Annotated in this window: 14 protein-coding genes and 1 other RNA gene; 11 read left to right on the forward strand and 4 right to left on the reverse strand. The window is 48.0% G+C overall.

What is annotated here, in order from left to right; translation table 11 throughout:
• Positions 1 to 35: 35 nt before the first annotated feature.
• The 3 genes from nadK (at position 36) to J3B89_RS01595 (ending at position 3,118) form a co-directional block, all read left to right on the forward strand.
• Positions 36 to 917, forward strand: coding sequence for an NAD(+) kinase (gene nadK / locus J3B89_RS01585; protein ID WP_215395761.1), 882 nt, complete (start codon positions 36 to 38; stop codon positions 915 to 917).
• Positions 918 to 1,026: 109 nt separating this feature from the next.
• Positions 1,027 to 2,700, forward strand: a complete 1,674-nt coding sequence (gene recN, locus J3B89_RS01590; RefSeq protein WP_215395762.1) for a DNA repair protein RecN — start codon at positions 1,027 to 1,029, stop codon at positions 2,698 to 2,700.
• 67 nt (positions 2,701 to 2,767) lie between these two features.
• Positions 2,768 to 3,118, forward strand: a complete 351-nt coding sequence (locus tag J3B89_RS01595) for an outer membrane protein assembly factor BamE (RefSeq protein ID WP_215395763.1) — start codon at positions 2,768 to 2,770, stop codon at positions 3,116 to 3,118.
• A gap of 51 nt (positions 3,119 to 3,169) precedes the next feature.
• On the opposite strand, the gene J3B89_RS01600 is transcribed toward J3B89_RS01595, so the two are convergent.
• Positions 3,170 to 3,517, reverse strand: a complete 348-nt coding sequence (locus tag J3B89_RS01600; RefSeq protein ID WP_215395764.1) for an RnfH family protein — start codon at positions 3,515 to 3,517, stop codon at positions 3,170 to 3,172.
• Positions 3,510 to 3,953 (reverse strand): type II toxin-antitoxin system RatA family toxin, encoded by a 444-nt coding sequence (locus J3B89_RS01605; protein ID WP_215395765.1) that lies wholly within the window; start codon positions 3,951 to 3,953, stop codon positions 3,510 to 3,512. The genes J3B89_RS01600 and J3B89_RS01605 overlap by 8 nt, the downstream gene beginning before the upstream one ends.
• A 106-nt stretch (positions 3,954 to 4,059) precedes the next feature.
• On the opposite strand from J3B89_RS01605, the gene smpB reads away from it, so the two are divergent.
• The 5 genes from smpB (at position 4,060) to J3B89_RS01630 (ending at position 9,759) form a co-directional block, all read left to right on the forward strand.
• Complete coding sequence (gene smpB / locus J3B89_RS01610; protein ID WP_215395766.1) at positions 4,060 to 4,542, forward strand: SsrA-binding protein SmpB; 483 nt, start codon at positions 4,060 to 4,062, stop codon at positions 4,540 to 4,542.
• Positions 4,543 to 4,688: 146 nt separating this feature from the next.
• Positions 4,689 to 5,049: a transfer-messenger RNA gene (gene ssrA / locus J3B89_RS01615) on the forward strand.
• Positions 5,050 to 5,293: 244 nt separating this feature from the next.
• On the forward strand, positions 5,294 to 6,406 hold the full coding sequence (locus J3B89_RS01620; RefSeq protein ID WP_215395767.1) for an AsmA family protein: 1,113 nt from the start codon (positions 5,294 to 5,296) through the stop codon (positions 6,404 to 6,406).
• A gap of 49 nt (positions 6,407 to 6,455) precedes the next feature.
• Positions 6,456 to 7,376 carry an MlaA family lipoprotein gene (locus tag J3B89_RS01625; RefSeq protein WP_215395768.1) on the forward strand — a complete coding sequence of 307 codons (921 nt, stop codon included), beginning with the start codon at positions 6,456 to 6,458 and terminating at the stop codon, positions 7,374 to 7,376.
• Positions 7,348 to 9,759 carry an efflux RND transporter permease subunit gene (locus tag J3B89_RS01630; protein WP_215395769.1) on the forward strand — a complete coding sequence of 804 codons (2,412 nt, stop codon included), beginning with the start codon at positions 7,348 to 7,350 and terminating at the stop codon, positions 9,757 to 9,759. Before J3B89_RS01625 ends, J3B89_RS01630 begins: the two co-directional genes overlap by 29 nt.
• Positions 9,760 to 9,801: 42 nt before the next feature.
• Here J3B89_RS01630 and J3B89_RS01635 read toward each other — a convergent pair whose 3' ends face one another.
• A complete protein-coding gene (locus J3B89_RS01635; protein WP_215395770.1) occupies positions 9,802 to 10,218 on the reverse strand; it encodes an organic hydroperoxide resistance protein in 417 nt (138 codons plus the stop codon).
• Between the two features lie 175 nt (positions 10,219 to 10,393).
• Between J3B89_RS01635 and J3B89_RS01640 the strand changes: the two genes are divergently transcribed.
• The 3 genes from J3B89_RS01640 (at position 10,394) to J3B89_RS01650 (ending at position 13,044) form a co-directional block, all read left to right on the forward strand.
• Positions 10,394 to 10,843 (forward strand): MarR family winged helix-turn-helix transcriptional regulator, encoded by a 450-nt coding sequence (locus J3B89_RS01640; RefSeq protein ID WP_215395771.1) that lies wholly within the window; start codon positions 10,394 to 10,396, stop codon positions 10,841 to 10,843.
• A gap of 315 nt (positions 10,844 to 11,158) precedes the next feature.
• Entirely contained in the window at positions 11,159 to 11,986 is an 828-nt protein-coding gene (locus J3B89_RS01645) for a PEP-CTERM/exosortase system-associated acyltransferase (RefSeq protein WP_215395772.1), read from the forward strand.
• A 50-nt stretch (positions 11,987 to 12,036) separates the two neighbouring features.
• On the forward strand, positions 12,037 to 13,044 hold the full coding sequence (locus J3B89_RS01650; RefSeq protein WP_215395773.1) for a metal-dependent hydrolase: 1,008 nt from the start codon (positions 12,037 to 12,039) through the stop codon (positions 13,042 to 13,044).
• On the opposite strand, the gene J3B89_RS01655 is transcribed toward J3B89_RS01650, so the two are convergent.
• Positions 13,034 to 13,534, reverse strand: coding sequence for a DUF1543 domain-containing protein (locus J3B89_RS01655; protein WP_215395774.1), 501 nt, complete (start codon positions 13,532 to 13,534; stop codon positions 13,034 to 13,036). The genes J3B89_RS01650 and J3B89_RS01655 overlap by 11 nt on opposite strands.
• Positions 13,535 to 13,568: the final 34 nt, after the last annotated feature.

Raw genomic sequence — 13,568 nt, forward strand, 5'->3', positions numbered from 1 at the left:
GTTATACTGCGCTAACGCATTGAAAGGAAACTGCTATGCAACATGCCTTTACCACCGTTGGCCTGATTGGCAAACCACACCATCAGGGCGCTAATAATACACTGCTAAGCCTGTACAGTTTTTTACAACAGCAGGGGCTAAAAGTTTACGTTGAAGAACGCGTAGCCCAGTCGCTTACATTGCCGGGTGTAGAAATACTTGATCTGGTTGAGCTGGGTAAAAAGTGCGATCTGGCCATAGTGGTAGGTGGCGATGGCAATATGCTGGGTGCGGCACGCGTACTGGCCAGGTTTGATGTGGCGGTATTGGGTGTTAACCGTGGTAATTTAGGTTTTTTAACCGACTTGGCTCCGGAAAACTTTCAGCAGCCACTAAGCGAAGTGCTGGCCGGTAATTTTGTTACCGAAAAACGTAACCTGCTGGAAATATCCGTACACCGCCACGGCACGGTAAAAAGCAGCAACAGCGCCGTAAACGAAGCCGTGCTACACGCCGATAAAGTAGCGCATATGATTGAGTTTGAAGCCTACATCAATGATGAGTTTGTTTACAGCCAGCGCTCCGACGGCCTTATTATCAGCACCCCAACCGGTTCTACCGCTTATTCATTGTCCGGCGGCGGCCCAATTCTGACTCCCGATTTAGACGCTGTCAGCCTGGTGCCTATGTTTCCGCATACGTTAAGCAGCAGGCCGCTGGTGGTATCAGGCAATAGCGAAATCAGGCTTAAAGTGGCCAGCACTAACGATGCCCACCTGCAAATCAGCTGCGACAGCCACGTTATTCTGGCGGTAATGCCAGGTGATGATATTTATATCCGTAAGCACCCCACCCCACTTAGGTTGGTGCATCCGCCGGGTTATAGCTACTTTCATGTGCTACGCAATAAATTGGGCTGGGGCAGCAAACTTTATTAAACCGCTGCTTGCCTATTGTACAATTCCTGTATAAAGTTACTGTATAAATAAACACTGTTATTTTTCACAGTTGTTCTGTAGCGTAACTTTATTCAGGTTGGAGCATCGTATGCTGTGTCATCTGCATATCAGTAATTTTGCTATTGTCCGCGCGCTGGAAATTGATTGGGCCAGTGGTATGTCTACCATTACCGGTGAAACCGGTGCCGGTAAATCTATTGCGATTGACGCTTTATCATTGTGTTTGGGCGAGCGGGCCGATGCCAGCGTAGTGCGCCCCGGTGCAGATAAAGCCGATATTGTTGCCAGCTTTGATATCAGTAAACTTAAAGCCGCACAGCAGTGGCTGACAGAGCAAGATCTCGCTATGGGCCACGAGTGCATTGTACGGCGCGTAGTAAACAGTGAGGGCCGCTCGCGTGGCTACATTAATGGCGTACAGGTACCGGCGCAGCAGCTTAAAGCCTTAGGCCAGCATTTACTGAGTATTCATGGCCAGCACGCGCACCAGCAACTACTAAAAAGCGACTACCAGCGCCAGTTACTGGATGCGTTTGCCGCTAACAGTGCAACACTGGATGCCACCCGCCATGCCTGGCGCAACTGGCAGCAATTACAGCGCGAATACAGCGAATTACAGCAATCACAACAGCAACGTGATGCCCAGCGCCAGTTGCTGGAATATCAGGTAGCCGAGCTGGATAACTTTGCCCCACAAGAAAATGAATACCCCGATTTAGAAGCCGAACACAGCCGCTTAAGCCACGGCAATACCTTGTTAAGCCAAAGCCAGCAGTGCCTGCAGCTGCTGTATGATGACGAACAGCAGAATATTTATCAGGCACTGTCTGTAGCCACTGCCCAGTTAGAACAGCTGGCAACCCTGGACCCGGCACTGAACAACATAGCCCAAATGCTAAACGATGCACTGGTACAAACCGAAGAAGCCAGCCGCGAACTGCGCCGCTATGCCGACAAAGTTGAGCTGGACCCGGAACGTTTAGCACAGGTAGATGAACGCCTCGGCCTGTGGCTGAACTTATCGCGTAAACACCAGGTAGCCCATGAGGCCCTACCCGCGCTACACCAACAACTGGCTGCGCAGTTAGCCACCCTTACCGGCAACGACAAACGCCTGGTGCAACTGGCTGCCGATATTGAGCAGGCCGAATTAAACTATATGACACAGGCAGAGCAATTAAGTGAACAGCGCCGCCAGGCCGCCAGTGCCCTTAGCCGTCAGGTCAGTAAAAGCATGCATGAACTTAGCATGGCAAATGCGCGCTTTGAAATACAGCTAACCACTATGGCAACCGGGCAGGCCAGTGCCAGCGGTATTGATGCTGTTGAATTTCAGGTATCCACTAACCCGGGCCAGCCGTTGCAGGCCATGCATAAAGTGGCTTCGGGCGGCGAATTATCACGCATCAGCCTGGCTATACAGGTAATACTGGCCGACAAAGTCACTACCCCGACACTTATTTTCGATGAAGTAGACGTAGGCATCAGCGGCCCGGTGGCGGCCGGTGTGGGCCGTTTATTGCGTCAGTTGGGTGAAAGCACGCAAATTATTTGTGTTACGCACTTACCGCAGGTTGCCAGCCAGGGGCATCAGCAACTGTTTGTAGAAAAGTATACTGACGGTATCGCCACAGAAACACGTATGCGCATGCTGGCCGACGAAGAGCGTATCAGCGAAATAGCACGCTTGCTGGCTGGCGAAAATATCAGCGCCAGTGCGCTGGCAAATGCCCGAGAACTTTTATGTGCACCGGCAGTCTGAAAGAAGGTTTTTCACAAGGCTTGTCATAGGGTATGATGAAGCCAATCAGATTAAGCAGAAGTGACAGATGAAAGCAGTAATTAAAACCCTATGTCTGGCAGTTGGCATATTTAGCCTTGGTGCCTGCAGCAGCTGGATTTACCGTATCGATATTCCACAAGGCAACTTTTTAGAACAAAAAGATGTAGATAAGCTACGTGTAGCCATGACCAAAGAACAGGTTATTTATGTATTGGGCAGCCCGGTGGCCAGCAATGCATTTGACAACGACACCTGGCACTATTTTTATGCCCTTAAAGGCGGCCGTGGTAATAACTTTGAAAAGCAGCTGATTGTTGAGTTTAAAGACGACAAACTGCAGGATATAAAAGGCGATTTTGACAAATCGGCCGAATTTAGCACTCCGCTGGATATTTAAACCCGGCGCAGATAAAAGCGGAATAAAAAACCAGCAGTTAAGCTGGTTTTTTTATTCCGCAGCGCTTTTCACTTCATGTGGCCGGCCACCGGTTACTTTATCTGCCCGCCCTTCCTCTTTGGCTTTCTCGGCCCGGCGGCGGCGTAAATCTTTTGGATCGGCAATCAGCGGCCGGTAAATTTCAATTCTGTCACCCGCTTTTACCCTATCATCAAGTTTTACCGGCCGGCTCCAAATGCCTACTTTTTGCACAGCCAGGTCAATTTCAGTAAACTGCTGCAAAATGCCAGAGCGCTCAATAACCTGCTGCACAGTGCTGTTACGGTTAACTGATAATGTCATCAGGCTTTGCCGCTCAGGTAGGGCGTAGGCCACCTCTATCATGATCTGCTCAGACATGGCTTTCTCCGTATACTTGTTTTGCCCGTTGCGTAAAAGCATTCACCATGGCTGCGGTAAGCTCGCCAAAAATTTTACCAAAAGCAAACTGAATAAGCCGGCTGGAAAATTCAAACTCCAGCCTTAAAATAACCTTACAGGCCGTTTCACTTAATGGCTGAAACTCCCAACCGCCATGTAATTGCTTAAACGGGCCGTCTACCAGTTGCATAGCAATACGATGATGCGGGTACAAGGTATTACGGGTGGTAAAAGAATGGCCAATACCAGCCTTGGAAACCGTAAGCGATGCCACCATTTCTGTTTCAGACTGGCTGACAATACGGGCAGAGGTACAGCCAGGCAGGAATTGCGGATAGTCAGGTACAGCGTTGACTAAGTCAAACATCTGCTGTGCACTGTAAAAAACCAGCGCACTGCGCTCAATTTGTGGCATACTCTCTCCCCTTTAAACCCGCCGCCGATTGTAACAGAATAACGCGCTGCAACAAGGCTTGAGCCATCGCTGACCCATAAAACAGAGCTGCGACAAATAACGAATTATGAGTAAAAAACAAGTTAGTAAAAACAAAAACGGCACCATAGCGCAAAACAGAAAGGCACGGCACGAGTACTTTCTGGAAGACCGCTATGAAGCGGGTATGGCCCTGCAGGGCTGGGAGCTGAAAAGCATCCGCGAAGGTAAAGTTAACCTGTCAGATTCTTATGTCATTTTACAAAATGGCGAAGCGTTTTTGTTAGGTGCCCAAATTCAGCCTTTAAACAGTGCGTCCACGCATGTGGTCTGTGATCCCGAACGCAGCCGCAAGTTGCTGTTACATAAACGTGAGCTAAATAAGCTGATTGGCTTAAAAGAGCGCGACGGTTATACCTTAGTGGCCACCGCCATGTACTGGAAAGCCTGTTGGGTTAAGCTGGAGTTTCATTTAGCCAAAGGTAAAAAAACCTTTGATAAGCGTGACGATATTAAAGACAGAGACTGGTCACGCGAAAAAGAACGCATGATGAAGCACAATAAACGCTAAGTCGGGCTTGAAACTTCTGCAGCCTTACCCCATCTAAGTAAGGCGACAGGAAAAAACGGCAAAGGTGCAATGCTCGCTTGTGTAACCACAGTCAGCTGCGTACAATAGCCAAACACTATGGTGTGTAAGTGTTCCATACAGAATTCGGGGCTGATTCTGGATTCGACGGGATTCACGAACTCCTAGGTGCATGCCGAGGTGCGGTAGGCCTCGTAAAAAAACCGCAAAAAACTAGTCGCAAACGACGAAACATACGCAATCGCTGCTTAATAGGCAGTAGATAGCTCTTCCCCTCACGCATGTCTGTAAGCTGAGACTCTGGAAGATCACCCCTAACAGAATCGCGTCGCGTCTTCGCCTGGAGACAACACGTTAAAACCAATCAGGCTCGCCCGACGATAGCCTGCCATTCGGCGCTCATAGGGTTAACTAAATGAATGTGCTAAGCATGTAGGACCGAAGATGTAGGTTTTTCGGACGCGGGTTCAACTCCCGCCAGCTCCACCAAATAGCAACAGGCCAGCAGAAATGCTGGCCTTTTGTTTTTGGGTTCTACTACCACAACTGCATTGCAGCAAAATTTACAAAATTGCAGGTAAATAATCCGCGAAGTATTGTCTTGCCTTGGTTAGCCAGCTTAGCGGATTTTAGTAAAGTTATTTAAATTCAGCATCTTGAGCATTGAAAACTACGTGGCCTGATCCTTGCTGTTGTCTTAGCATTTCCTTCTTCACCTAAACAGCGCTTACCGATGAGATTATCTAACAGTGTAAAAATTATGCTGGCTGTGGTTTTAGTATTGCTGGCAATAAGAGTAGCCTTACCGCCTGTAATGGTATGGTATGTCAATTCGCTGCTGGAAAAGCAGGAGGGTATTAGTGGCCAGGTGCAGAATATTGATTTGGCGCTTTGGCGTGGTGGCTATGTTATTAAGCAGATAGAAATTAATCAGCTTAATGACGAAGGCGAGCTGCCACTGTTTTCAGCTGAGCGCATTGATATCCGGCTGTCGTGGGCTGCGCTGGCCGATGGTGAAATAGTTAGCACTATGGCATTTCACCAGCCGGTGATTATGGCGCTGGACAGAGCCGATCAGCAAGATATTACCGAGGATGCGGTACTGGACGAGCGTACCTGGATTGGCCTGGCAAATAACCTGACGCTGTTTTCTATTGATAAGTTAGCTATTCACGATGGCAGAATCGAATTTAACGCTATTGCTCAGGGTTTGCTGGGTGAGCTTATTCTGAGCAACGTAGAGGGCGAGGTTGTTAACCTGCACAATAACGCACAGTCAGAACTGTTAACTGAGCTCGATTTTAGCGGCACAGTTGCCAAACAGACTCCTTTTATCATTACAGGTAAGTTTAACCCCAATGTAAAGTTACCGATGTTTGATATCAATATGAAAATGGACAGAATACCTGCTGCCGAAACAGCAGATATTATCAAAATATATGCCCCCTTTGACGTAGAAGCAGGCGAGTTTGAGCTGGCTACAGAACTGGCCAGCGATAAAGGCCGGTTAAATGGTTATGTAAAATTTGGCATTTACGACCTGAAAATTTTTTCCTGGAAAGAAGACGTGGTAAAAGATGTTATAAAGGGTGACGGGAACCCATTGCAGGTATTTGTTGAGGGCATTTCGGCCATGCTCGCTACATTGCTTGAAAACAGTAAACAAAACCTGATCGCTACCCGGATCCCTGTCAGCGGTGATTTTAACGAACCGGATATCTCCAGGTTAAAAGCCCTGGCCGGGCTGCTGCGTAATGCTTTTATCGAGGCTTACCAGTTAAATCTTGAAGATATTATTGATTTTTCATCCGTGGCTGATGAAAAACCCGACGCGGCAAAAAACTAAAATAAACTGCTGGCTACATTATGTGCCAGAGTATTGACCGGAGAATTGCATGAAAACAGCCACCGTTATTACCGCCTTTTTTCTGTTTACTCTTAGCGGTTGTGCCAGTAAGCCTGTGCCGCCTGATACTGCAACGGCCGATACAGCAAAACAAACCACAGAAGCTGCTGCAGAACCAAAAACCGCTGCAGAATCTGAAGCCACCGCAGAGCCACTAACCGCAACAGAACAGCTTAGCAGCGGTAAAATTACCACCATTACAACCTCGCAGGGCACTATTGAAATTCAGCCTACAGTAGTGGATATGGCCAGCCGTGATGACCCCGCAACGCCGGAAGATGAAGCCGCAGAGCAATACAATGATCCGCTGGAAGGCTGGAACCGCGCTATGTTTGGTTTTAACCATGTCGCCTACTCTTATGCGCTGATCCCATTGGTTAAAGGCTACGAATATGTGTTACCGGATGCGGTGCGCAGCAAAATAGGCAATGCTTTTAGTAATATCCGCGAGCCACTGAGCCTGCTAAATAACCTTGCTGCTGGCGAAGTAAAAGATGCCGGCACGAATCTTGGCCGCTTTTTAATTAACAGCACCTTGGGTATTTTGGGCTTGTTTGATCCCGCCACAGCCTGGTTTGATTTACCACCAGCGAAGCAATCACTGGCTGATACGCTGGCCGGTTATAATGTCGGCCCCGGCCCCTATCTGGTACTGCCCATACTGGGGCAAAATAATGTGCGGGGTTCTACCTCTGTGGTAAGTGGCGTGCTGCTTGACCCGCTACGGCAAATAACCTCACCGCCTGACACCTATTACCTGCAGGGTGTTGACGCCGTTGATACTTTTTCAGATCGCGCCAGAGTATATGAAAAGCTATATCAACAGGCTGAAGACCCTTACCTGTACTTTCGTAACCAGTTTTTACAGGGAGTAAAGCGCGATGACGCCTTCAGCAACCAGCCAGAATAATACCGGCTTCAGCTTGTGGCTGGCACAGCGTATAGTGCAGGCACGCTTTGTTATACTGCTGCTATTTATCTTTTTAATTGCCGCCGCAGCATTTTTTGTACAACAGTTTCGTATCGACGCCTCAGCCGACACCTTGCTGGTAAAAAACAACGCGCTGTATATTAAAACCCAGCAGGCGAATCAGCGTTTTTCACCGGATGAGTTTATTCTGGTAGCCTATAAACCACGCAACGGCGAGTTGTTCAGTAACACGACCTTTGCCGACTTAACTGCGCTGAGTGAGCAATACAGCAAGCTGGAACGGGTGCAAAGCGTTACCTCGATGCTTAACGTACCACTGATTGCCGATGCATCAGTGCTGACAACCGACGTTGATGTATCTGCGCTTACCTGGCAGAAACAGCAATACTCACCGGCACAGATGCAACAGCTGCTCAGTGACCACCCTATTTTTACCGATTTGCTGCTAAATACCGCCCAAACCGCAGCGGCCATTCAAATAGTGTTTAAACCAGATGCGCAATTAACGGCACTGGAAAACGATATGCTGGCGATTGAGCGCCACACGCTGCAACGTGAGCTTAGTGCAGAAGAACAAACCGCACTGGCAGAATTGCAGGTAAAAGCAGATCCGCTGCGCCAGGCCCTGGTTAAACAGCGCCAGCAGGAAATTGCGCAGATAGAACAAATTAACCAACAGGTACAGCAACGCGCGCAAACCTTTACCGGTGGCGGCTATGTCGTGGCGCAGCATCTGGTGGATATTATCATCAGCGATCTCACCGTATTTGGCAGCGCCATTGCCGGCATTATCGCCCTGTTATTGCTGCTGCTTTACCGTAGTATACGCTGGGTGGTGTTTCCGCTATTAGCCTGTGCTGCAAGTGTTTGGCTTACCCTTAGCCTGTTTGCCTTGCTCGACATACGTGCCACAGTTATTTCAGCCAATTTTATTGCGCTGCAGCTTATTTTAACGCTGGCAGTGATGATCCACCTGATCGGCGCTTACCGCGATATCGCCCGTAGCGACGCCACGGCTTGCCAACAGCAGCGTGTAATAGCAACATTACAGCAAAAACTGGCACCGTGTTTTTATGCCACAGTCACTACCTCTGTCGGTTTTGGCTCGTTAATCTTCAGCGGTATTCAGCCGGTGGTTGATTTTGGTTTTATGATGTTAATTGCAATGCTGATCACCATGAGTGTCAGCCTGCTGCTGTTTCCTGCCTTGCTCAGCCTGCTGAAAAGCAAACCGGAAACCACCGATTACGCCATACTCAGCACCAGCTTGCAGGCTATCCGCCGTTTGGTACAGCATGCACCTTTACGCACGGTTTTTGCCTGCCTGTTGCTGTTTGCCCTGCTGTTACCCGGCATTATGCGGCTGAATGTAGAAAACAGCTTTATTAATTATTTTGCCACCGACACCCAGGTGTATCAGGAGCTTAGGTTTATTGATCAGGAATTTGGTGGCTCTACGCCGCTGGATATTATTATTAGCCTTGACCCGGCAAAAACCAAACCGGATTTGCTGCTAAGCGCCGAGCAGTTTAATCAGCTGCATCTGGCCCACGCAGTAACAGCAGAGTTTGCCGCTACTGGTAATGTTACCTCACTGGTTAACTTTACTACCCTGGCTACCCAGCTTAATGATGGCAAGCCACTGACAGAATATGAATTAAATTCGATTTACCTGTTGCTGGATCAAAAGGTCGTTAATCAGCTGGTGGGGGCCTATCTGACTGAAGATCCGCTGCAGGTACGCATTGCCACCCGTATTCAGGACACCACAGAAGGGCTTAACCGCGAATTGCTGATGCAACAGCTGAAGCAGGATTTACAAGCAGTGGGCCTTAAAGCCCAGGATTACAGCCTTACCAACCTGTTTGTGTTGTATCAGGATATTTTATCGCGGCTGTTTGATTCGCAAATAATGACTTTAGGCCTGGTTTACCTTGGCATGGCGGTTATTTTGCTGCTGATCTTCCGTTCATTAAAAATTGCGCTGATAGCGCTGGTGCCCAATGTATGCACCACGCTGGGCATTTTAGGGCTAATTGGTTGGCTGGGTATTCCACTGGACATTATGACCATTACCATCGCCGCTATTGCTATGGGTATCGCAATTGACGATACCATTCACTTTGTACACAGCTATTTGCAGGCCCCGGCTGATACTGCGCTTAAAAACGCCTATGCCCATACCGGTATGGCAATGTTGTTTACTTCTGTCGTTATTGCCGCCGGTTTTGCCGTGTTTGGTTTTTCCAGTTTTTTACCCAGTGTGTATTTTGGCTTGCTGACAGCTGCAGCCATGATAATGGCGCTGGCAGCCGATTTAACCATATTGCCGGCCCTGCTTAGCCGTTTTGTTAAGCCCTAAGCAAAAAGCCGGCAAAAGCCGGCTTTCGTAGCACCAACGTGGTTATACGCTAACGTGTAAACGCACGTCGACATTACCGCGGGTAGCATTTGAATAAGGGCAAACATGGTGCGCTTTTTCTACCAGTTGCTGTGCAGCAGCTTTGTCCATACCCGGCAAGCTGATGAATAAATCAACATCCAGGCCAAAACCACCTTCAATTTTACCAATACCTACTTCAGCACGCAGGCTAAGATCTGCAGGCAGCGCTTGTTTACTCTGACCTGCAACAAATTTCATTGCACCGATAAAACAGGCAGAATAACCGGCAGCAAATAACTGCTCAGGGTTAGTTGCCCCACCACCGCCGCCTAATTCTTTTGGTGCGGCCAGTTTAACTTCTAATAAACCATCGCTTGATTTAGCTGCGCCATCACGGCCGCCGGTTGACGTTACTACTGCTTTATAAAGAATATCCATCGTTATTTCCTCAGTTAGGGTTAGTTGCCGTTAGTGAACATCTGCATAATAGAATCAATTAATCTTGCATGCAAGATATTTGTATATAACTTTTTTGCCTCAAATATAATTACCAGAGCTATAAGGCTGCCAGCTAAGTTTGGTACACTTGGAGAAAATTGCCGGATTAATACAGATGAATAAAACTTTACCACTGGAACAGCAACTGTGCTTTGCGCTTTATAGCGCCTCTAATGCTGTGGTGCGGTTGTACCGGCCGTTATTGCAGCCCTTTGATCTGACTTACCCACAGTATGTGGTAATGCTGGCATTATGGCAGCAGGACAATATCAGTCTGGGTGAACTTAGCAGTAAAACGCTGTTTGATTCAGGCACCTTAACACCACTGGTAAAAAAGCTTGAACAAAAAGGCTGGCTGAAACGAATACCTTCTTCGGTTGATGAGCGGGTAAAACATGTTGTGCTGACCAACAGCGGTAAAGCACTGGAAACGGCTGTGGCGGGCGTAATGCCTGCGCTACGCTGCCAAATATCACTACCAGATGACCGGTTAGTGCAGCTAAGGGCATTGGCACGCCAGGTTCAGTCAGATATTCAACAACTTGAACGCTGCTCTGCTAGCTAATAGCCATATACTTCGGGCCGTTGAAGCATGCTTAAGATGAACTCAGGCTGAATTACACTTAATAACATTAGTTAAATAACAATATTTTTTTACTTTTGTTAAATCATAATCTTAGTTTCAATTGGCTGATTTACTTTATAAAAGTACCGGTCTGGTATTTGACGCAAACCCGAATCAACTGCATAGTAATTCCGGCATTAGTGCCCTGCAATGGAATTGTTAGCATTTACACCGCACGGAAAGCTAATTTCACGCGTAATTAAGACAACAATAAAATCAGATAATGCGCAGACAATGACTTTTTGGGGCATCATTATGAGTTCTCTGGCAGCAGTTACAGATACTGCTTTTTCACCATCAGCAAACACCTTAGCAGTACCTTTTAACTGCACCTCTTTGTACAACCCTTTGTTGCATTTTCCCGACTTTTATCAGGCGCGGCTGGCCAGTGCACAAGAACAGCGCAATGAAACGTTTAGCTTACGCCATAAAGTGTATTGTGAAGAACTACGCTACGAACCGCCAAGACCGAACAAACTGGAGTATGACCAGTTTGATCACCGGTCGATCCACTGTGCAATTCAACACACTGATTCTGATACGCTGGCTGGCACAGTTCGTCTGATCACATCAGCAGCACCAGAGCAATTGCTGCCGGTGGAGTGTTATTTTGCCAATAGCTTCACCAATTCGGCACTGGCGCCGGCAAATTTTCCCCGCCGTAATATCTGTGAAATATCACGCCTTGCGGTACCAAAAAATATTCGTCACAGCCAGATTATTGAAGCAACAGACAACTATTCTGCTTTAACCAGCTTACAGGGCCAATGCCGTAAACTGGTATCCGTTGCCTTGTATTTACTGGCTACCCTGATGTGTGTCCGCGACGAGCGTTACCACGCCTACGTGATGATTGAACCCTCACTGGCCAGAATACTTAAAAGAGTCGGTATTCATTTTGTGCAGATTGCCGAAGCGATAGACTTTAACGGCAAACGTGCGCCCTACTATCTGGATATGCGCACCACCAGAGCAACGCTGAAATCAGACTACCTTAAGTTGCGTAATGCCCTTGATGAGCAGCTGTTTGAGCAAAGCAGCGAGTATTTTCATGCTGCCCGGCCACAGTTGGTATATCGCTGACATCTGCTAAAATGCCGGCCTGATTCTGCGCACGGGTACCAGACAGTAGTATGGATTCATTAACACAACTTGCATTAGGCGCTACCGTTGCCGCCGCGGTAATGGGTAAAACGCCGGGCTCAAGGCTAAAAACTGTGCTTACCGGCGCGGTACTGGGTACTTTGCCTGATTTAGATGTGGTAATTGATTATGGCGATGTCGTTAGCAATATGGTGTTGCACCGCACGGAAAGCCATGCGGTTTTATATCAGACATTAGTATCACCGGTGCTGGCATGGCTGGCTGCAATCTTATGCCAGCAGCGACAATATTACTGGCGCTGGCTACTGGCAACCTGGTTTATTCTGCTAACCCACACTGCTATAGATGCCATGACGGTATACGGCACCCAATTTGGTTTACCCTTTACCAATACCCCTTTTGCTGTTGGCAGCATCTTTATTATTGACCCCCTGTATACCTTGCCATTGCTGCTGGGGCTGGGCTATTACCTGCTAAGTAAACCGCATGGCCTGGCGATAAATGCCGGGGCACTGGTGGTTTCAAGTGCTTATATGTTGTGGTCTGTGCTGGCACAGCAGTATGTCAGTAATGTTGCACAAAACAGCCTGCATCAGCAGCAGCTGGATTATCAGCAAATGCTGGTGACACCCGCACCGCTGACAACGCTACTGTGGCGTATTGTTGTCATGACAGAGCAGGGCTACGCAGAGGGGTTTTATTCATTGTTCGACCGCAGTACAGAGATTCGCTTTACGCATATTATGCGGGACCACTCGCTTAAACAGCAATATGCCCGGCTTAAACCGGTGCAGCAATTGCACTGGTTCAGCCGTGGTTTTTATGCTGTGCAGCAACAAGGCGATACTCTGCTGCTAACCGATTTACGCATGGGGCAGGAAGGCAGCTACGCTTTTGAATTTGTGGTAGACCCAGAAAACAACGTTGCTGTACAACAGTTGCCAATGCGCCGTGATATGGCAATGGCGTTGCCGTGGTTATGGCAACGCATGTGGGGGCAGCAACTGCCCTCACCTTACTTAGCCGTTAACCAATAATCTGATAACCAGACCAGTCGGGCCGCATAGGTTGGCTTTGCCCGCTATTGTGCAGGTGAATATGTAAACCCTGCAGCTGTTCCAGTGCAAAGCAGTCGTCCAGCTGCAGTAAATCATCTTTGTGCTGGCTGTCGGCATCGGTTAACAGTTGTTGTTTTGCTTTAGCCTTAGCTTCTGCTGCGGAAGCCGCAACGCAAAGCATAAAGTCATGCTGCTCGGCAATTTTATCCGGGTAATAACCACCAAAATTAACAAAGTACAGTTTGTTACTGCTGTGTTGCGGCTCGTTATGTAAACTGACGCTGTAACCGTCGATATGGTTAACTTGCATGTAGCTATCAATATGCAGGCCCTTTACCGTGCCAAACCATTGCTGGCATAACAGGTTGTAGGTGTCTTCGATCCGCTTTGCGGCTACAAAACGCACATCATGTAGTTCAATATTGGCACCAGGCGCTGTGCCACCTATATACACCAAAAACAGCTGCATTGTACTCTCCGGTTATAATAAAAACGCAGTATAA

The organism is Rheinheimera oceanensis, from assembly GCF_018831085.1.
GTDB lineage: Bacteria > Pseudomonadota > Gammaproteobacteria > Enterobacterales > Alteromonadaceae > Alishewanella > Alishewanella oceanensis.